The organism is Megasphaera stantonii (assembly GCF_025567065.1).
Classification (GTDB): domain Bacteria; phylum Bacillota; class Negativicutes; order Veillonellales; family Megasphaeraceae; genus Megasphaera; species Megasphaera stantonii.
Genome location: NZ_JAOQKD010000005.1, coordinates 17,574 through 35,596, shown reverse-complemented (window position 1 = coordinate 35,596; position 18,023 = coordinate 17,574). Strand labels below are relative to the sequence as shown.

Below are 18,023 nucleotides of genomic sequence, written 5' to 3'. Positions count from 1 at the left end.
AGAAAGTATGAAGATTTTCATCATCCGAAAGGGCGGGCAAGAATAGACAAAAAAAGCTTTCTCTCCTCATCTGCAATGGATAAGGAGAGAAAGCTTTTTACGCTCCTGCGCCAGCGCTACCAGCCGCAGCCGTGATGATGACCGTGGCCGGAGCCGTCGTGGCAGTAAGAATAGGCGTCAGGGCTGACCTGAACGAAAGCAGCCTGTCCGTCGGCGGCAAAGGCCGCCGTACAGCCGGCGAAGGCCATGACGGCCAGGGCGACGCGCAGCTTTTTAGCCAAAAAGAGTTTCATAGGTACGCCTCCTTGCAATACGTGAGTTATGTAAAAGAAAGTATATCTGTCCTTCAGTACATCTATAGTATACTGCTTGCCTATGAAAAAGTCATGAAGAAATTGTCAAGAAAATGTGAAGACAGAAGAGGGAGGCGTTGTTTCACGTGAAACAATGGGCTTGTCCTAATGGGTCTGGCCGTGATGTTCTGCGCAGCGCACTTCGCGGACGGCATTCTGCCCGTCGACCATGACGACAGTCGGCACGTAGGACCGGGCTTCGTCCTCGGTCATAAAGGCGTAGGCCATGATGATGACCACGTCGCCGGGCTGGACGCAGCGGGCCGCCGCGCCGTTTAGGCAGATGACGCCGGAGTTCTTCGGCCCGGGAATGACGTACGTTTCCAGGCGGGCGCCGTTGTTGTTGTCGACGACCTGGACTCGTTCGTTCGGCAGGATATGGGCCGCTTCCATCAGGGCTTCGTCGATGGTAATGCTTCCCATGTATTGCAGGTTGGCTTCCGTAACGGTAGCGCAGTGGATTTTAGATTTCAGTAAATTCAGTATCATTTTTCGGCATCTCCTAAAATAATGTTGTCGATTAAGCGGGTCTTGCCGATGCGGACGGCGATGGCCAGCAGGCACGGTTCATTCACTGTTTCCACAGGCAGGAGGGCTGGGAAGGAAAACAGGTCTACGTAGTCGATGACGGCCATGGGCTCGCTCTGGATTTCTTTCGTGACGATGGCTTTCAAGGCTTCGGCATTCGTTTCGCCGCCGTTGTAAGCGGCTTTAGCCTTTCTCAGGCTGCGCGACAGGACCAGGGCCGCTTCCTTTTCCGCCGGCGAGAGGTAGGCGTTGCGGGAGCTGCGGGCCAGGCCGCTGTCTTCGCGGACGATGGGCACCATGTTGATGTGGACGGGAATATTCAAATCGTCGACGAAGCGGCGGACGACGACGACCTGCTGGGCGTCTTTCTGGCCGAAAAAGGCTTCGTCAGCCCGGGTAATATTCATGAGCTTCGTGACGACCGTCGCCACGCCGCGGAAGTGGATGGGACGCTGAGCACCGCACAGCTTATGAGTAATGTCGCCGTCTACGTTGACGTAAGTGCAGTACCCTTCAGGATACATTTCAGCCGGTTCGGGATGGAACACGGCGTCGACGCCGACGCTTTCCAGCTTGCGGCAGTCTTCTTCAAAGCGGCGCGGATAGGCGTCGAAATCTTCGTTCGGCCCGAACTGGGTCGGGTTGACGAAGACCGAGGCGACGACAACATCGCACTTTTCCTTCGCCGCCCGCATGAGCGTCAGGTGGCCTTCGTGCAAGGCTCCCATCGTCGGAACCAAGCCGATGCATTTTCCTTCTTTTTTTAAGGCAGCCGAAAAGGCCTGCATGTCTGATACTGTCGTAAAAATTTTCATGATAGAGATGCTCCTTTATGCCAAGTGAATTGATTCTACATTCTTTACGTCTACGTTTTTCCGTTCGTCCCTACGGGCGAAGTAGTTCGCTACGATGGAGCCGGAAATATTGTGCCATACGCTGAAAATCGCGCCAGGAATGGCCGCGGCCGGGCTAAAGTACAGGACGGCCAGCGAGGCGGCCATGCCGGAATTCTGCATGCCCACTTCGATGGACACGGTGCGGGCCTTTTTGGAATCCAGGCGGAACAGGCGGGCCATGCCGTATCCCAGGACCAGGCCGAAGGCGTTGTGCAGCACGACGATAGCCGCCATGAGCAGGCCAACGTCCAGCAGGCTTTCAGCCCCCAGGGCCACGACGCCGCCGACTAGCAGGACGATGGTGACGACCGATACGACGGGCATGACAGGCAGTATCTTTTCTACAGTCCTTTCAAAGAAATGGTGCGCCGTCAGCCCCAGCAGCAAGGGCAGGAGGACCATCTGGGCGATGGAAATCATCATGGCCGTAAAGGATACTTCTATCCACGAGCCGGCCAGGAGCCAGGTCAGGGTCGGCGTAACGACCGGCGCCAGCAGGGTCGTCGCCATGGTCATGGAAACGGACAAGGCTACGTCGCCCTTAGCCAGGTAGGAAATGACGTTGGACGCCGTGCCGCCCGGGCAGGTTCCCACTAAGACGACGCCGATAGCCAGCTCCGGCGGCAGGGCGAAGAGCCAGACCAGAAACCAGGCCGCCAGGGGCATGATGAGAAACTGGGCCACGACGCCCAGCAGGACCTCCCAGGGCCGCTGCAGAACCCGCTTAAAATCCTGAAAGGTGAGAGTCATGCCCATGCCGAACATGACGACGCCCAGCAGCCAGCCCACGTAGGGGCCGACCCAGGTCAGGGTCTGAGGCCGCACGGCCCCGACGACGCCTATGAGAAGGACGAAGAGAGCCATGTTGTTCACTAAAAAGCCGCAACATTTTTTCAAGGTATCAACCTCCTAATAAAATAGTTGGGGCAAAAGAAAAACGCCTTCCGGCGTAGACCGAAAGGCGCACATACACAAGTGCTGCAACCAGCGCGCAGAGACACGAACGCAGCAATTCCCTGCACGCCTGATTATGATGAGTGACCCTTTCTGTCTCGGTCCGTTACGATCCAAGCAGATGCACGTACATCGCGCAAATATAATGATCCGAAAAAGTATAACTCACAAAGGTGATGTCATCTTTTGCCTTGCCCGTATCTTACCACATCGGGCTGAAAGAAACAAGAGCAAAATTTCACAAACTTTTCCCAAGGCGAAAAGAGCAACGCCTCTTCACTGGCCATACCGCAGCGGCATATACAACAATACGTGTTGTCTTATCAAAAAAACGAATTGACAAGATTATCCCCATGCTGTTAAAATAAACTATTATTTGCCGCAGCAAGTTGACATGTATTACCACTACCAGCGGCAAAACAGTCCTTACCTGTATGCATATATATCGTATAAATTAAACGCCGGCGCGCGATGATTCCGCGGGCCGTTCTCACTGCCAGGGCAGGGGACGGGCCGTTTTCGCCGCCGTCAGAGTTCACAAAAGAGGAGACTCCATATGCTTATTGAAATCGCAAAAGCCGTATTGTTCGGCATCGTCCAGGGCATTACGGAATGGCTGCCCATCAGCAGCACGGGCCATATGATCCTGCTGAACGAATTCGTGACGATGAACATGTCGGAAAAATTCATGGAAATGTTTTTCGTCGTCGTCCAGCTCGGCGCCATATTGGCAGTGCTCGTCCTGTTCGGCGACAAGCTCCTGCCCTTTTCCCTTCGCGGCGGCTTCCGCCTCAAGGCCGAAGCCCTGGCCTTATGGCCGAAGATCGTCGCAGCCAGCATTCCCGCCGGCGTCGTCGGCCTGCTGTGGGGCAACGAGCTGAACTCCCTGTTTTTTACCTATCCCGTAGTCATCGTCATGCTGGCCTTGTTCGGCGTCCTGTTTATCGTCGTGGAAAACAGGAACAAGGGAAAAGAGCCGGTTATCAAAACAACAGCCGACCTGACCTACAAGGCCGCCCTGTGGATCGGCTGTTTCCAGCTCATCGCCGCCGTATTTCCCGGGACGTCCCGTTCGGGCTCGACGATTATCGGCGCCCTTATGATCGGCGTATCCCGTGTTGCCGCGGCGGAATTCACCTTCCTGCTGGCCGTGCCGATTATGATAGGAGCCAGCGCCGTCAAGCTGCTGGACTTCGGCCTCCATTTCACGGCTACGGAGGGAGCCGTCCTCCTGACCGGCATGATCGTGGCCTTCATCGTATCCGTCCTGGCCATCCGCTTCCTCATGTCCTTCATCAAGACCAACGACTTCAAGGTCTTCGGCTGGTACCGGATTATCCTGGCCGCCGTAGCCTCCTTATATTTCTTTATCTTCCAGTAACGAGCCCGGGCTCCTGCAGGCGTTTCCGCAGGGGCCCGATTTTATTTGCCAAAAAATAGATTTATCTATTCAAGTATGAACGCATCTTTTGAGACAAACGTTTAACTTCTTAGAAAACATATTAAATATTGAGATAAAGGACAAAGGCTATGTAAAATTTATTGGAAAACTGCGGATATTTTCTTCTTTTTTCAATAAACTACCTTGTATTTTTCTCCGTTTTGGAATACAATAATAACATCTTATGTTACTGTTGTTGCATTGTACGGAACTACAGTTGCGATAAACAGCTTTTCTGAAGGGGATGAATGGAAAATGTCTATTCAGTTGTGTATTGTCATTTTATATATCGTCTTATTATTCGCCATTTCATTTTACGTCAAACGGCGGGCCAGCAAAAACCCGACGGAATACTTGTTTGCCGGACGGCGCTTCTCTACAGGCCTCGTCGCCGTCAGCATCACCGGCATGGCCGTCGGCGCCGCGTCGACAGTCGGCGTAGCTGAAAGCGCCACGACCATCGGCCTGGCAGCGGGCTGGTACAACGCCGCCTGGGCCATCGGCGCCGTCATCATGGGCTTCGTCGCCGCCGGCAAGTACAGGGCCCTGAATTGTACGACGATTCCCGAGCTCTTTGAACGGAGCTACGATAAAAAGGCCCGGGTCATCAGCGTCATCGGCTTATCTCTCATCATGATCTGCATTACGTCGCTGCAGTACGTCGCCGGCGGGTCTATCCTGCACGCCCTCATGCCCGATATCTTTTCCATGCACGCCGGCATGATTACCAGCGCCGTCGTCTTCATCGGCATTACGGCCATCGGCGGCCTCTGGTCGTCGGGACTGTCCAATATTCTGAGCGTTACGGTCATTTACCTCGGCATCATCTACTCGATGGTGCGCATCCTCATCCGCGACGGCGGCATCAGCGGCATCAACGCCGCCTTGCCCCAGGCTGATTTCGGCTGGTTTACGCCGATGGGCGGCCTGTCCTTCGCCGTCCTCATCGGCTGGATCATCGTCATGACGACCCAGGCCATTACGGCCCAGGGCCCCGTGCAGATCGCCTGCGGCGCCAAAGACGTCAACGCCGCCCGCAAAGGCTATATCTTAGGCGGCATCCTGATTTTCCCCGTCGGCTTCCTCTGCGCCGTACTGGGACTGGCGGCTAAAGCCCAGTTCCCCGAACTGAACCCGACGATGGCCCTGCCGCAGATCATCATGAGTCTCGATCCCTTCTCGTCGGGCATGACCCTGGCAGCGCTTTGGGCGGCTGACGTATCGACGGCCTGCACGATTCTCCTCGGAGCCGGCACCCTCGTCGCCCAGGATATTTTCAAGCGCTTCTTCAAGCCCGATATTTCCCAGGCCAATTACGTCAAGGCCAACCGGCTGATCATCCTGATCATCGGCTTAGGCACGCTGTGGCTGGCCTTCAACGCCGTCGGCATCGTCAAGGTCATGCTCATCGGTTTGAGCCTGACGACGGCCTTCACGCTGGTCTTCCTGTGCACCATGTTCTGCCCGTCCCTGTGCCGCAAAAACACGGCCTTCTGGACGACCCTCGTCGGCATCATCGGCCTCGTAGCCTGGCAGCTGTTCCCGGAAGTCCGCGTGCTGCCGCACGTCATCTACTTCGAATGGCTCATCTGCATCATCACGCTCCTCGTCGTCCGCGTCGTCGACAAGACGCCGATTACGCTGCCTACCGTCAAGGCAGAATACGCCGAAGAACCGGAGCCGGTACAGCGCGTGCTCCCTTCGGGCTCGGTCAAAACGGCAAACTAACGACATACGCCTCATACAAGCAGTCAGGCCTGCCGGCCCGGCTGCTTTTTTATCGCCGGATCCGTCAGAATCTTGACCGGTGAAAAAATATACGATATAGTAAGCATACGGGTGAGCACCTACCGACAGTCAGGCTGAAAAGTCTGGCTGTTTTTCTATATCAGAGGAGAGGGGGAGTCCAAGCCATGACCCTGTATTCCAAAGACCATCCTGCCGCCGTCCTGCTCGTCTTCAGCCTGCCCTTGATCCTGAGCGGGATGCTGCAGCAGCTGTACAGCTGGGCCGACGCCTATATCGTCGGCCACGTCGTCGGCGAAGAGGCCCTGGCCGCCGTCGGCATGACGACGGCTGTCAGCAATTTGTTTACTATGTCCATGACGGGCTTTACCCTGGGCCTGTCCATCTTAGCCGCCCAGAAATACGGCAAAAAAGAGTACGAGACGCTGCCCCGCATCTTGTCGGCCTTTCTCGTCCTCCTCGTCCCGGCCTGCGCCTTCTGCGCCGCCGCCGGCTGTATCTTGGAAGAAGCCCTTCTCGACGCCCTCCGCACGCCGGCAGACATCGCCGAATTTACGGGGCAATACCTGCGCGTCATCCTGCTCGGCATGCCCTTTCTGGCCGTCTACAATCTCTACTCGGCCCTGCTGCGGGCCATCGGCGACAGCAGGACGCCCTTTTTCGCCATCGTCCTGTCGTCTGTCGTCAACGTCGTCCCCGACCTCGTCTTCGTCGCCGTCTGCCGCTGGGGCGTAAGCGGGGCGGCCTGGGCTACGAGTATATCGCAAATCGCCATGGCCATCTTCATCGTCTGGTACGCAGAAACGAAGCGGCCCCTGCTGCACCTGTCCCTGAAAGAAAAACTCGTCCAGCCCCATATCGTCGCCCAGGGATGGCGGTTCGCCCTGCCGCCGGCCGTCCAGAGCAGCGTCATGGCCCTGGGTAATATGGCCCTCCAGCAGTTTATGAACGGCTTCGGCTCCGCTACCGTAGCCGCCGTTACGACGGCTTACCGCATCGACCTCATCATGCTTCTTCCCATCATCAACCTGGGCTCGGCCGTCTCGACGATGGTCGCCCAGAGCAAGGGGGCCGGCAATTTAGCCAAAGCCCAATCGTTCTGCCGGTACGGCGTCGCCCTGAACGCAGCCATCGCCTTCCTGCTCATGATCATCATGGCGGCCTTCGGCGGCAAGCTGGTGGCTATGTTCGGCGTCGGAGCTGAAGCGGCGTTTATCGGCAGCCAATTCTTCCGGCAAATCGCCGTCTACTACCTGTGCTTCGGCATCGCCTCAGCCCTCCGCGGCGCCGTAGAGGGGATGGGCCTGGTCCTGTATTCCAGCATCGTCGGCATCGCGTCCCTGCTGGCCCGCATCGCCTTATCCTACGCCCTGGCCCCGTATCTCGGCAACATGGCTATCGCCCACGCCGAAGGGCTGCAGTGGATCGTCATGCTGATATGCTACGTCCCGCACTTCTTATGGCACAAAAAACGGGCCGCCTCGCCGTAATATATGCGAGTCAGCCCGTTGGCACAGACAATATTATTTTAACGCTTCTTCAGCCGTAGCCGGCAGATCAGGAGCGTCCGTATTGAACCATTGCTTATACAGCTTCTGGAATTCGCCCGTTTCCTTCAGCTTCGCCAGGGCCGCGTTGACTTCCTTCTGCAGCTCCGTGTTGTTCTTATTGATGGCGAAGGCTAAGTATTCCGATTTTGTATCGGGAATGTCGATGATTTCGTACTTGCCCTTGCCGTCCTGAGCCAGGAAGTAATCGGCGACAGGTTTATCCAGGATGCCGGCCTGGGCGCCGCCGACCTGCAAGTCCATGATGAGCTCGGAGTTGTGGTCGAACTGCTTGATGTTCAGACCCTTCTGTTCGGCGTAGCCTGCGCCGGTCGTGCCCATCTGCACGGCGACGGTCTTGCCCTGCAAGTCGTCGATAGACGTGATGCCGCTGCCGTTGGGAGCGAGGATAACCAGCTTCGATTCGTAGAAGGGAGCGGCGAAGAGGACGTTCTTAGCCCGTTCCTGGGTCATGGTCATGCCGGCGGCGGCAATATCCATATCGCCCTGCTGGATGACCGGGATAATGCCGGAGAAGGGAAGGTTGTTGATCTGGACTTCCCGGCCCATTTCCTTGCCGACGGCCTTAATCAAATCCATTTCAAAGCCCTTGTAATCTTCCGGATTCGCTTCGTCCTTAAACTCGAAGGGCACAAAGGTAGCGTTCGTAGCGACGCGGAGCGGTTCCTTCTTTTCAGCAGCCGCCTTATCCTGGCCGCCGCAGCCGGCGATCATCGACGCGGCCATCATGCCGGCCAAGGCTGTAACAACGTATTTTGTAAATTTCATATCGTTCATCCCCTTAGTAATCTCAAATACATATGAATTAATTAAGCAAAATTATACAACATTTATTAGTAAAAATGCAATACATAACATAAAAAAAGTAATTCCCAAATCGCATACTTGGGAATTACCTTTTTATTATCTGCAAGTTATTTCCTCAAATCAAGGGAGCGTACCTTTTCACGCAGGGGAAGCACCAGGGGCGGGCTGACGGATAATTCGTCGACGCCCATGCGCAGGAACGCTTCGGTCAGCGTCAAATCCGCGCCGAGCTCACCGCAGATGCCGACCCAGATGCCGGCCTTATGGCCGTTTTCGACGGTCTGCTGAATGAGACGGAGCACCGCCGGATGGTGGGCGTCGAAGAAGGCGTCCAGCTTCGTCTGCTGGCGGTCGATCGCCAGTGTATACTGCGTCAGGTCGTTGGAGCCGATGCTGAAGAAGTCTACTTCCTTCGCCAGCTCGTCGCTCATGATAGCCGCCGCCGGCGTTTCTACCATGATGCCTACTTCCATATCCTTGTCATAGGCGACGCCTTCGGCGTCCAGCTCGGCCCGGACGTCAGCCAGGATAGCCTTGCACCGCTTCACTTCGTCTGCAGAGATAATCATGGGGAACATGACGGCGATTTTGCCGAAGGCCGAAGCCCGCAGCAGGGCCCGCAGCTGCGTCTTGAACAGTTCCGGACGGGTCAGGCAGATGCGGATGGCCCGCATGCCCATAGCCGGGTTTTCTTCCTTATCCAGCTGGAAGTAGTCGACCTGCTTGTCCGCGCCGATATCGAGGGTACGGATGACGACGGTCTTGCCGCCCAGCGCTTCGGCCGTCTTCTTATAGGCTTCAAACTGCTGGTCTTCCGTCGGATAGTCGCTGTTTTCCAGATAGAGGAATTCGCTGCGGAACAAGCCGATGCCTTCGGCGTCATTGTCGAGGACCTGGGGAATATTGCCGGGGTTGCCGATGTTGGCGAAGATCTTGACGCGGCGGCCGTCTTTCGTTTCCGACACCGCGCCCCGCACTTCTTCCAGACGGCGCTTCCGGTCCGCTTCTTCGCGCTGTTTTGCTTCCATGGCCTGCAGCGTTTCTTCATCGGGATTGATGTATACCGTGCCGGTCAGGCCGTCTATAATGGCCATCATGCCGTCTACATCCGTATGCAGGGGCGTATCCGTGCTGACGACGGCGGCGATGCCCAGGGTACGGGCCAAAATCGCCGTGTGGGAATTCGTGCTGCCTGCCGACGTCACGAAGCCCAGGATCTTGTCCGTGTCGAGCTGCAGCGTTTCGCTGGGAGCCAGGTCGTCGGCGGCGATGATGACGTGGTCGTATTTGCTGAAATCGACGCCCGGTCCGCCGCACAGCTGCTGTTCCACGCGGCGCGATATGTCGAGGACGTCGGCGGCGCGGGCCTGCATGTAGGCGTCGTCCATAGAGCGGAACATTTCGGCAAACTGCTGGGCCGTCCGGTCGACGGCCGCTTCGGCGTTGAGCATTTCATCGCGGATCTGCCCTTCGATAGAGTCGATATAATCGTCGTCGTCCAGCATCATCTGGTGTACTTCAAACACGGCGGCCTGTTCTTCGCCTACTTTTTCCAGGGCTTTTTCATACAAGTCCTTCAGCTGTTCAATGGCTACCTTGCGAGCATCCTGAAAGCGGGCTACTTCGGCTTCGGCATCCTGAATCGGACGCTGGGCCGTCGAAATCGTGTTGCGGTGGAACAGCGCCAGCGGCCCGATCGTAATGCCGGGAAAGACGCTTTTCCCTTTTAACGTCAGCATGGATACATCCCCCTTATGTCGTAGATATTAGAAGTTTTCCTTGAGGAAAGTTTCAACCATCGCGGCGGCTGCTTCTTCGTCGGCGCCTTCTACCTGGACCGTAACGGTTTCGCCCTGTTTAACGCCGAGAGCCATAATGGTAAAAATCTTTTTCAAATCGCCCTTGCGGGAGCCTTTGAGCATCGTAATAGCCGATTCATATTTTTTGGCTTCCTTGACCAAGAGTCCGGCCGGACGAGCGTGGATACCCATAGGATCGGTGACAGTAAACGTAAATTCTTTCATGTGTAGTTCCTCCTTCGCAGGCGCGTGCGCCCAATATTATATTATGTGAAAATATATTACATACTATAAGTGTATCTGATTTTACAGCCGAATGCAATTAATCAGCCGACTGTTTTTTACGAACAATTCCCATCAGCACGGCCGCGACGACGACGCCTGCCGCCAGAGCCGCGACGTACATGAGCGGATTGGTCACGACGCCGAAGACGAAGATGCCGCCGTGAGGAGCCGGAACGGCGCAGTGAAAGAGCATGGACAGGGCCCCGGCGACGGCCGCGCCGACGGCGCAGGGCGGAATGATGTGCACCGGGTCGGATGCGGCAAAGGGGATAGCCCCTTCCGTAATGAAAGACAATCCCATGATGAAGTTCGTCACCGTAGACTGCCGTTCCTTCGCCGTGAATTTCTGCTTGAACAGCAGCATAGCCAGGGCAATGGCAATGGGAGGCACCATGCCGCCGATCATGACCGAAGCCATGATACCCGAAGAAATCGCTTCGCCGGAGGCGCTCATGAGGGAGGCCATACCGAAGACGTAGGCCGCTTTATTGATGGGGCCGCCGAAGTCGATGGACATCATGCCGCCCAGGATAAAGCCGAGGACGATGCGGCTCGTCGTAGTCATGCTGTTCAGGACGTCAAAGAGCCACGTGTTGAACAGGGCCGTCGGCGGGTTGATGATATAGGTCATGATGACCCCGATGAGGACGAGTCCCAAGACGGGATAAATCAGGATGGGCTTCGTGCCGTCCAGGGCCTGGGGCAGGTTGGAAAATACCTTCTTGAGCAGGATGATGAGGTACCCGGCGATGAACCCGGCAAAGAGGGCCCCGAAAAAGCCCGAGCCGCCTGTCGTGGCCAAAAAGCCGCCGACGATGCCCGGCATGAGGGCGGGCCGTTCGCCGATGCTCATGGCGATGTAGCCGGCCAGGATAGGCATCATCATGCTGAAGGCCAGGCCGCCGATGTTTTTCAGGAAGGCCGCCAGAGGCGTGCCCGTGCCGAACTGGGCCGTGCCGGCGTGCTCCATGTCGAAGAGGAAGGCCAGGGCGATGAGGATGCCGCCGCCGATGACAAAGGGCAGCATGTGGGATACGCCGTTCATGAGGTGCTTATATATTTGACGGCCGGCGCTTTCCTTTTCCGCCGCATCCAGCGATACGGCCTCGGACGACGAGCTTTCGCCGTTGAAAATGGGGGCCTTGCCGTCGAGGACAGTCTGGATCAGTTCTTCCGGAATCTTGATGCCGTTGGCGACCTTCGTAAAGACGACGGGCTTGCCGGCAAAGCGCTGCGTCGGCACGTCCTTGTCGCAGGCGACGATGACGCCGACGGCCCGCTCGATATCCTCGGCAGTCAGATGGTTTTTGACGCCGCCGGAACCGTTCGTTTCGATTTTAATGTCGACGCCCATAGCAGCTCCCTTGCTTTCCAGAGCTTCCGCCGCCATGTAGGTGTGGGCGATGCCCGTCGGGCAGGCCGTGACGCCGATGACGAAGGGCCGGTCCGACGGAGCGGGGGAGGCCGGTTCGTCAGCCGGAGCCGCTTCTGCCTCGGCAGCTTCTTCTTCCGCTTCCGCCGCCAGCTGGGCCGTTTCCGTCTCATCGATAACGGCCAGGTATTCGTCGGCCGTCTTGGCGTTCATCAATTTTTCCCGGAATTCGTCGTCCATGAGCATACGGCTCAGGCGGCTCAGCACTTCCAGGTGGACGTTGGCTCCGCCGGCCGGGGCGGCGATGAGGAAGAACAGGAAGGCCGGTTCGTCGTCCAGGCTTTCATATTCTACGCCCGAACGGACGATCATCGACGCCAGCCCCGGAGCCGACACGGCGTCCGTCTTGGCGTGGGGGATGGCGATGCCTTCGCCGATGCCCGTGCTGCCTTCGGCTTCGCGGGCCAGCACGGCCTTGCGGTATCCTTCCAGATCCGTCACGTTGCCGCCTTTATCCATCAGGGATACGAGATGGTCGATCGCCGCGCCCTTGTCGGCGACGACGGCTTGTAAGTCGATACTTTCTTTTTTCAATAAATCTACAATCCGCATGAATTTACAATCTCCTTTTACCTACAAACCTGCGTTACGGCAGCTGGCCGTATACTTCTTTAATATCGTCTTCCGTCGCCAGCCAATCGTGGAAGGCCGAAGCGCTGCCGGCGCTGATGCCCATCTTGAGGGCCTCCTGCAGGTCGCCGCCCGACGATTCGAAGCCGGCTAAGAACCCGGCTACCATGCTGTCGCCGGCGCCGACGGAATTGACCAGCTTGCCCTTAGGCGACTGCATGCGGTATACCCGGCCGTCTTCGCCGAGGAGCAGGGCGCCGTCGCCGCCGAGGGATACGAGGACGTTTCGCGCGCCCATATCCTGAAGCTTTCTTGCGCATTCGGCGATTTCTTCGTCCGTCTTGAGGACGGTATCGAACAATTCGCCCAGCTCGAAGTTATTCGGCTTGACTAAAAAGGGCTTATATTTCATGACGTTTTTCAGCAAATCGCCCGTCGCGTCGACGACGACCCGTACGGAGCGGCCTTCGAGGCGGCGCAGGATCCGTTCGTATATGTCGTCGGGAAGGGCGGCCGGGATGCTGCCGGCCAATACGAGGGTATCACCGTCGGCCATCCCGTCGATCTGGGCCATCAGGGCCTGCAGTTTGTCGTCGGGGATAACCGGCCCCATGCCGTTGACCGCCGTTTCGTCAGCTGCGCTGATCTTCAGGTTGATGCGCGAATAGCCTTCGTCCAGCACGATGAAATCGCAGTCGCTGCCGCATTCCAAAGCCAGCCGTTCTATTTCCCGTCCCGTAAAGCCGGCGATGAAGCCGAGCATTTTCGCCGGAATGTGAAGATTTCCCAGTACCAGCGCCACGTTGACGCCTTTTCCGCCGGGATAAATCGTTTCCGCTTCGGCCCGGTTGATGTCGCCGGCCTTAAATTCCTTCATCTGCACTACATAATCCAGCGAGGGATTGAACGTAACCGTATAAATCAAAGGATATGCACCTCCGTCAAAGATTCGTAAGAACTATAGTCCATGTCTTCTTCGCCCTTGGCCGTGACGACCGTGACCTGGGCCAGGTCTGCAAAGGTAATGTGCGCCGACTGGCCGAACTTGCTGACGTCGGCCAATACGTAGGCTTGCCGGCACTGCCGCACGGCTGCGCCCTTGCAGGCCGCTTCCTCCACGTCGGGCGTCGTGCAGCCCTCCTGAGGCGTCAGGCCGTTCGTGCCGAAAAATCCCTTCGTAAAGTGGTAGCGGCTCAGCATGTCCCGCATTTCGCTGCCGATGACCGATTCGGTCTTTCCCTTGACCAGGCCGGGCAGGACGTACACCTTTACGCCGCTGCGGGCCAGCTTCTGAGCCGTCGGCAGGCCGCTGGTCACAAAGGACGCCTCGGAGCCGACGAGAAAATCGGCCATCTGCTCGACCGTCGAGCCGCCGTCGAGATACACGAAGTCGTCCGGCCGGACCAGAGAGGCGGCAAACTGGGCGATGCGCCGCTTTTCCCCGATGTGCAGGGAGTACTTGTCCTGCAAATCTTCCATGGCCGCGTCGTAGGCCCCTTCCTTCAAGGACGTCGCCCCGCCGTGAACGCGCCGCAGCAGCCCTTCTTCATCTAAGGCGGCCAAATCCCGCCGGACCGTCGATTCGGAAATATCCAGATAATTGACCAGCTCCTGAACCGACACGGCGCCGTGCACGTTGACGATGCGCATGATTTCAGCTTGTCTTTCTTCGGTCAGCATGACCCTCATCCTTTCTGCTAAGTTCCTTTACACCTGCATTATACAATCAAATTCTTTCTTTTTCAATCATTTTCTATCATAATTGCGTATTTTTCAATCATTAACAGTCAATTATGCGCACGAATCATACATTGTGATTTATATCACAGAACAACCGCCAGGGTGGACGCAAATACGGAAGCCAGAAGGCGCAATTTATGATATAATAACGTATAAGCTTACTGATTTTACTACATTAGGAGTGATTGTCATGAATAAAAAAGCCGAAAGCTTCCAGGCATATTTAAAAGAAAAAAATCTGTCCGCCTTTACAGTCGACGAAATCAAGGACGACCCCTTCCATACCGTCGTCTTCCGCTCGCAGCTCAATATCGACGGCAATAACCTGCCGACCATCGTCATCGCCGACGACAGCATTTACGGCATTATCCGCATCTTAGTCGCCCCGAAAGTCCCCGAAGGAAGCGAAGGCCTCGCTAAATTGCTCAACACGTACAACCAGACCTTCAAGGCCTTTAAGTATTACGTTGACAACAAGGGCTCCCTGATCCTGGATATTTCCATCGTCAGCGCCGACGAATCGCTGAACGGCGACCTCGTATACGCCTTGTTCCAGACCGTCATCGAGCACCTGAACGAATCGTATAAGAACATTATGAAAGAAATCTGGAAATAACAATTTGACGTCCCCTGCCGGTAAAGCAGGGGATTTTTTCGATTATATCCCCATTACATTAAAACCATACGAATTTCCTATGGATAGATTAAATACTTTTTCTTGACATGCTGCGTGTAAAGTAATACGCTACTATAGTAAAGTATTACTTTATATCAATAGGGGAATGATAACGTATACCTTTACAGCATAATTACATAGGAGGGGATCCGTATGAAACACACCGCTGCCGCCGTCGCCGTAAGCGACGACACGCGCGGCTCTTTTCTCAAATGGTTGGAACGGGTAGGCAACAAGCTTCCCAATCCAGCTATTCTTTTTTTGATTTTCTTCATGGTGCTGGCCCTTTGCTCTTACGTCCTGCAGCTGGCCGGCGTAACGGCCGTCAATCTCAAGACCAATGAAATCATCCATATCCGCAGCCTCATCAGTGCCGAAGGCTTGGACTGGCTCCTGACGAACCTCATCAAAAACTACATTAATTTCCCGCCCCTGGGCATGATCATCGTCCTGACCTTCGGCCTGGGCGTGGCGTCGGAAACGGGGCTGCTCCAGACGCTCATCCATCACTCCATGCACAATATCCCGCGGAAGTACGTGACCCTGGCCGTCGTCTTCATCAGCCTCATGAGCCATATCGCTTCTGACGCGGCCATCGTCATCATGCCGCCCTTAGCGGCCATGCTGTTTTATTCCATGGGACGCCATCCCTTAGTTGGCTTCGCCTGTTCCCTGGCCGCCATCTATTCGGGATTTACGGCCAACATCCTCATCGTCACGACGGACGTCCTCTTGTCGGGCATTACGACCCAGGCCATCCGTACCATCGACGCGACGATGACCGTCACGCCAATCGACAACTGGTATTTCATGTCCTTCGCCGTATTCTACCTGACGGCCGTGACGACCTTCATTACGGAAAAATTCGTCGAACCGCGCATGGGCGTATATGACCCGGCCCACGCCCAGGAAAATCTGACCATTCCCGACGTGTCGCCGGAGGAAAAAAAGGCCCTGCGCCACACCCTCATCGCCGCCGTCCTGTATTTGGCCGTCGTCTTCCTCATGGCCTTTCCCGACAACGGCCTGCTCCGCAATCCCCAGACCCATTCGCTCCTGGGGTCGCCTCTGCTGCGCGGCGTCATCCCGCTGCTTTGCGGCTTTCTCCTGACCGTCGGACTGACCTACGGCGTATCCATAGGCAAAATCAAAAACGCCGATGACATGATACATTGTATGACCAACGCCGTCAAAGGCCTGTCAGGCTTTTTAGTCATGGCCTTTTTCATTGCCCAGTTTATCGCGGCCTTCGCCTGGACCAACATGTCGACGATGATCGCCATGAAAGGGGCTCTGTTCCTGAAAGACGTAGGCATGACCGGCCTGCCGGCTCTCATCTGCTTCATGCTCTTCGGCCAGCTCCTGGGCCTCTTTACATCCAGCGGCTCCGCCGTATGGGCCCTCTTGTCGACGGTCTTCGTCCCCATGTTCATGCTCCTGGGCTATCATCCGGCCTTTATCCAGGCCGCCTTCCGGGCCGGCGACGGCGCGCTGAACACCGTAGCCCTGGTCAACCCGTTCCTGCCCCTGTTTTTGGAAATCATCCGCCGCTACAAAAAAGACAGCGGCATCGGCACCTACCTGTCCCTCATGATGCCCTACGCCATGGCCTTCTTGGTCATGTGGTACGCCTTGTTCATCTTCTGGTATCTCACAGGCTGGCCCGTCGGCCCGGGTATTCCCCAGCGGTTATAAATTGAATCGTTGAATAGACAACAAAAAATCAGGATCTTCCACCATGAAGGAAGACCCTGATTTTTTATTACTGAAATCTATTTGACAGACGCTTTCCTTGCCGACCAATAGGCGTCCTGACCGGCGATGCCGTGGCGCGTCTTGTATTTCAGGACGGCCATGACCAGCAGGGATGTGACGAAGAGGGCCGAGAAGACCTGCAGGGTAATGGAGTAGCTGTTCGTCGTCTCCTTGATCCACGACAGAAGCAGGGGGCCGGCCACGCCGGCGGCCCCCCAGGCTGTGAGGATGCGGCCGTGGATAGCGCTCAGGGCCTTGGTGCCGAACAGGTCGCTGAGGTAAGCCGGCATACAGGAAAAACCGCCGCCGTAGCAGGTAATGATGAGCAGCACGACGATTTGAAAGCTGAAAGCGTTCGTTTCCGTCGACAGCTTGAAGAAGGCCAGGGCCTCGATAAAGAAGAAGAGGACGTACGTATTAGCCCGGCCGATATAATCCGATACGGTCGCCCAGGCGATGCGGCCGGCGCCGTTCAAAAAGCCGATGAGGCCGACCATGGACGCGGCAGCCATGGGCGACATGCCGACGACTTCCTGGGCCATCGGCGAGGCGACGGCCAGGAGGGCGATGCCGCAGGTGATATTGACGAAAAAGAGCCACCAAATCGTATAGAGCTGCCAGGTCTTCATGGCCTCTTTCAGGGAAAACTGCGGCATGGCATCGGCATAGACCGGACCGGATGGCTTCGCCAGCTCTGTATCGGGACGGGGTATTTCGTCGTCCTTCGGCGGCGCTAAGTACAGGGACGAGGCTGTCATGACGACGAGATACACTGCGCCCAAGATGAGGAAGTTCGTCGCCAGGCCAAAATTAGCGACGAGAAGCTGCATCGCCGGACCGGCGATCATGCTGGCAAAGCCGAAGCCCATGATGGCCAAACCCGTGGCAAAGCCGCGGTTGTCGGGAAACCATTTGACCAGGGTCGAGACGGGCGTAATATATCCCGTCCCCAAGCCGATGCCGCCGATAACGCCGTAAAACAGATACAGCATAGGCAGGCTGCGGAACTCCATGGCCGCCGCCGTGCCGAACATAGCCGAAACGAAAAATAAGGTCGAAAGGAGGCCCGACTTACGGGGGCCGGCCTTTTGGACGAAGCTTCCCAGGCATCCGGCAGACAAACCTAAAAACAAGATAGCCAGCGAAAAGGTCCACGTCGTCTGCTGGAGCGTAAAGCCCATCGATTCCATAATGGGTTTGGTCAAGACGCTCCAGGCGTAGACGCTGCCGATGCAGATATGAATTCCCATGGCGGACAGGGCAATGAGCCAGCGATTTCTCTTCATGATATCGTCTCCTTTGACTTGTCCCGCCGCGGCAATACAAAAAGCCGGCCGGCTGGACAAAGAATAGATGTACTCTTGCCCAGACGGTCGGCGTGTATGTCACCGTGCAGTCCACGTGGTTATTCCACTTCATTCCGTCAGTCCTGCACTGTATAGGTACGTTGTTATGATATGATTATACGGATTT

16 protein-coding genes and 1 riboswitch are annotated in these 18,023 nt (G+C 56.3%); of the genes, 5 read left to right on the top strand and 11 right to left on the bottom strand.

The features are described 5' to 3' along the window. Window positions 1–116: 116 nt before the first annotated feature. The 4 genes from OCV58_RS04460 to OCV58_RS04445 all read right to left on the bottom strand — a co-directional run bounded on the left by OCV58_RS04460 (window position 117) and on the right by OCV58_RS04445 (window position 2,674). On the bottom strand, window positions 117–293 hold the full coding sequence (locus OCV58_RS04460) for a hypothetical protein (protein WP_158221356.1): 177 nt from the start codon (window positions 291–293) through the stop codon (window positions 117–119). Between the two features lie 165 nt (window positions 294–458). Then, window positions 459–842 (bottom strand): aspartate 1-decarboxylase, encoded by a 384-nt coding sequence (gene panD / locus OCV58_RS04455; protein WP_095629008.1) that lies wholly within the window; start codon window positions 840–842, stop codon window positions 459–461. After that, on the bottom strand, window positions 839–1,696 hold the full coding sequence (panC, locus tag OCV58_RS04450; RefSeq protein WP_154877072.1) for a pantoate--beta-alanine ligase: 858 nt from the start codon (window positions 1,694–1,696) through the stop codon (window positions 839–841). The genes panD and panC overlap by 4 nt, the downstream gene beginning before the upstream one ends. A gap of 15 nt (window positions 1,697–1,711) precedes the next feature. Continuing rightward, window positions 1,712–2,674 carry a bile acid:sodium symporter family protein gene (locus tag OCV58_RS04445; RefSeq protein WP_154877071.1) on the bottom strand — a complete coding sequence of 321 codons (963 nt, stop codon included), beginning with the start codon at window positions 2,672–2,674 and terminating at the stop codon, window positions 1,712–1,714. A gap of 613 nt (window positions 2,675–3,287) precedes the next feature. Here OCV58_RS04445 and OCV58_RS04440 point away from each other — a divergent pair. The 3 genes from OCV58_RS04440 (at window position 3,288) to OCV58_RS04430 (ending at window position 7,408) form a co-directional block, all read left to right on the top strand. Next, window positions 3,288–4,112, top strand: a complete 825-nt coding sequence (locus OCV58_RS04440) for an undecaprenyl-diphosphate phosphatase (protein WP_154877070.1) — start codon at window positions 3,288–3,290, stop codon at window positions 4,110–4,112. A gap of 315 nt (window positions 4,113–4,427) precedes the next feature. After that, window positions 4,428–5,900, top strand: coding sequence for a sodium:solute symporter family protein (locus tag OCV58_RS04435; protein ID WP_267312787.1), 1,473 nt, complete (start codon window positions 4,428–4,430; stop codon window positions 5,898–5,900). Window positions 5,901–6,085: 185 nt separating this feature from the next. Then, window positions 6,086–7,408: an MATE family efflux transporter gene (locus OCV58_RS04430; RefSeq protein WP_154877069.1), complete on the top strand. Its 1,323-nt coding sequence runs from the start codon at window positions 6,086–6,088 to the stop codon at window positions 7,406–7,408. A gap of 33 nt (window positions 7,409–7,441) precedes the next feature. On the opposite strand, the gene OCV58_RS04425 is transcribed toward OCV58_RS04430, so the two are convergent. The 6 genes from OCV58_RS04425 to OCV58_RS04400 form a co-directional block, all read right to left on the bottom strand. After that, window positions 7,442–8,254, bottom strand: a complete 813-nt coding sequence (locus OCV58_RS04425; RefSeq protein ID WP_087477745.1) for a basic amino acid ABC transporter substrate-binding protein — start codon at window positions 8,252–8,254, stop codon at window positions 7,442–7,444. A 146-nt stretch (window positions 8,255–8,400) separates the two neighbouring features. Continuing rightward, complete coding sequence (ptsP, locus tag OCV58_RS04420) at window positions 8,401–10,032, bottom strand: phosphoenolpyruvate--protein phosphotransferase (protein ID WP_154877068.1); 1,632 nt, start codon at window positions 10,030–10,032, stop codon at window positions 8,401–8,403. A 27-nt stretch (window positions 10,033–10,059) separates the two neighbouring features. Next, window positions 10,060–10,317, bottom strand: a complete 258-nt coding sequence (locus OCV58_RS04415; protein ID WP_087477747.1) for an HPr family phosphocarrier protein — start codon at window positions 10,315–10,317, stop codon at window positions 10,060–10,062. A gap of 97 nt (window positions 10,318–10,414) precedes the next feature. Further along, window positions 10,415–12,361: a PTS fructose transporter subunit IIABC gene (locus tag OCV58_RS04410; protein ID WP_154877067.1), complete on the bottom strand. Its 1,947-nt coding sequence runs from the start codon at window positions 12,359–12,361 to the stop codon at window positions 10,415–10,417. A gap of 34 nt (window positions 12,362–12,395) precedes the next feature. Further along, window positions 12,396–13,304: a 1-phosphofructokinase gene (gene pfkB, locus OCV58_RS04405; RefSeq protein ID WP_087477749.1), complete on the bottom strand. Its 909-nt coding sequence runs from the start codon at window positions 13,302–13,304 to the stop codon at window positions 12,396–12,398. Next, on the bottom strand, window positions 13,301–14,059 hold the full coding sequence (locus OCV58_RS04400) for a DeoR/GlpR family DNA-binding transcription regulator (protein WP_095629001.1): 759 nt from the start codon (window positions 14,057–14,059) through the stop codon (window positions 13,301–13,303). The genes pfkB and OCV58_RS04400 overlap by 4 nt, the downstream gene beginning before the upstream one ends. A gap of 250 nt (window positions 14,060–14,309) precedes the next feature. Here OCV58_RS04400 and OCV58_RS04395 point away from each other — a divergent pair, with 250 nt between their 5' ends. Continuing rightward, window positions 14,310–14,735: a type III secretion system chaperone family protein gene (locus OCV58_RS04395; RefSeq protein ID WP_154877066.1), complete on the top strand. Its 426-nt coding sequence runs from the start codon at window positions 14,310–14,312 to the stop codon at window positions 14,733–14,735. 213 nt (window positions 14,736–14,948) lie between these two features. After that, window positions 14,949–16,490 (top strand): AbgT family transporter, encoded by a 1,542-nt coding sequence (locus OCV58_RS04390; RefSeq protein ID WP_154877065.1) that lies wholly within the window; start codon window positions 14,949–14,951, stop codon window positions 16,488–16,490. Window positions 16,491–16,567: 77 nt separating this feature from the next. Here OCV58_RS04390 and OCV58_RS04385 read toward each other — a convergent pair whose 3' ends face one another. Continuing rightward, window positions 16,568–17,836 carry an L-lactate MFS transporter gene (locus tag OCV58_RS04385; protein ID WP_154877064.1) on the bottom strand — a complete coding sequence of 423 codons (1,269 nt, stop codon included), beginning with the start codon at window positions 17,834–17,836 and terminating at the stop codon, window positions 16,568–16,570. Window positions 17,837–17,906: 70 nt separating this feature from the next. After that, window positions 17,907–17,991, bottom strand: a riboswitch (ZMP/ZTP riboswitch). Between the last annotated feature and the right edge of the window lie 32 nt (window positions 17,992–18,023).

Excerpts from the sequence above, each read along its gene's own strand:
- OCV58_RS04395 (WP_154877066.1), top strand. The coding sequence starts at position 14,310 with ATGAATAAAAAAGCCGAAAGCTTCCAGGCATATTTAAAAGAAAAAAAT.
- OCV58_RS04435 (WP_267312787.1), top strand. The coding sequence starts at position 4,428 with ATGTCTATTCAGTTGTGTATTGTCATTTTATATATCGTCTTATTATTC.
- OCV58_RS04460 (WP_158221356.1), bottom strand. The coding sequence starts at position 293 with ATGAAACTCTTTTTGGCTAAAAAGCTGCGCGTCGCCCTGGCCGTCATG.
- OCV58_RS04440 (WP_154877070.1), top strand. The coding sequence starts at position 3,288 with ATGCTTATTGAAATCGCAAAAGCCGTATTGTTCGGCATCGTCCAGGGC.
- OCV58_RS04430 (WP_154877069.1), top strand. The coding sequence starts at position 6,086 with ATGACCCTGTATTCCAAAGACCATCCTGCCGCCGTCCTGCTCGTCTTC.
- ptsP (WP_154877068.1), bottom strand. The coding sequence starts at position 10,032 with ATGCTGACGTTAAAAGGGAAAAGCGTCTTTCCCGGCATTACGATCGGG.
- panC (WP_154877072.1), bottom strand. The coding sequence starts at position 1,696 with ATGAAAATTTTTACGACAGTATCAGACATGCAGGCCTTTTCGGCTGCC.
- OCV58_RS04400 (WP_095629001.1), bottom strand. The coding sequence starts at position 14,059 with ATGCTGACCGAAGAAAGACAAGCTGAAATCATGCGCATCGTCAACGTG.
- OCV58_RS04415 (WP_087477747.1), bottom strand. The coding sequence starts at position 10,317 with ATGAAAGAATTTACGTTTACTGTCACCGATCCTATGGGTATCCACGCT.
- OCV58_RS04410 (WP_154877067.1), bottom strand. The coding sequence starts at position 12,361 with ATGCGGATTGTAGATTTATTGAAAAAAGAAAGTATCGACTTACAAGCC.
- OCV58_RS04425 (WP_087477745.1), bottom strand. The coding sequence starts at position 8,254 with ATGAAATTTACAAAATACGTTGTTACAGCCTTGGCCGGCATGATGGCC.
- OCV58_RS04390 (WP_154877065.1), top strand. The coding sequence starts at position 14,949 with ATGAAACACACCGCTGCCGCCGTCGCCGTAAGCGACGACACGCGCGGC.
- panD (WP_095629008.1), bottom strand. The coding sequence starts at position 842 with ATGATACTGAATTTACTGAAATCTAAAATCCACTGCGCTACCGTTACG.
- OCV58_RS04385 (WP_154877064.1), bottom strand. The coding sequence starts at position 17,836 with ATGAAGAGAAATCGCTGGCTCATTGCCCTGTCCGCCATGGGAATTCAT.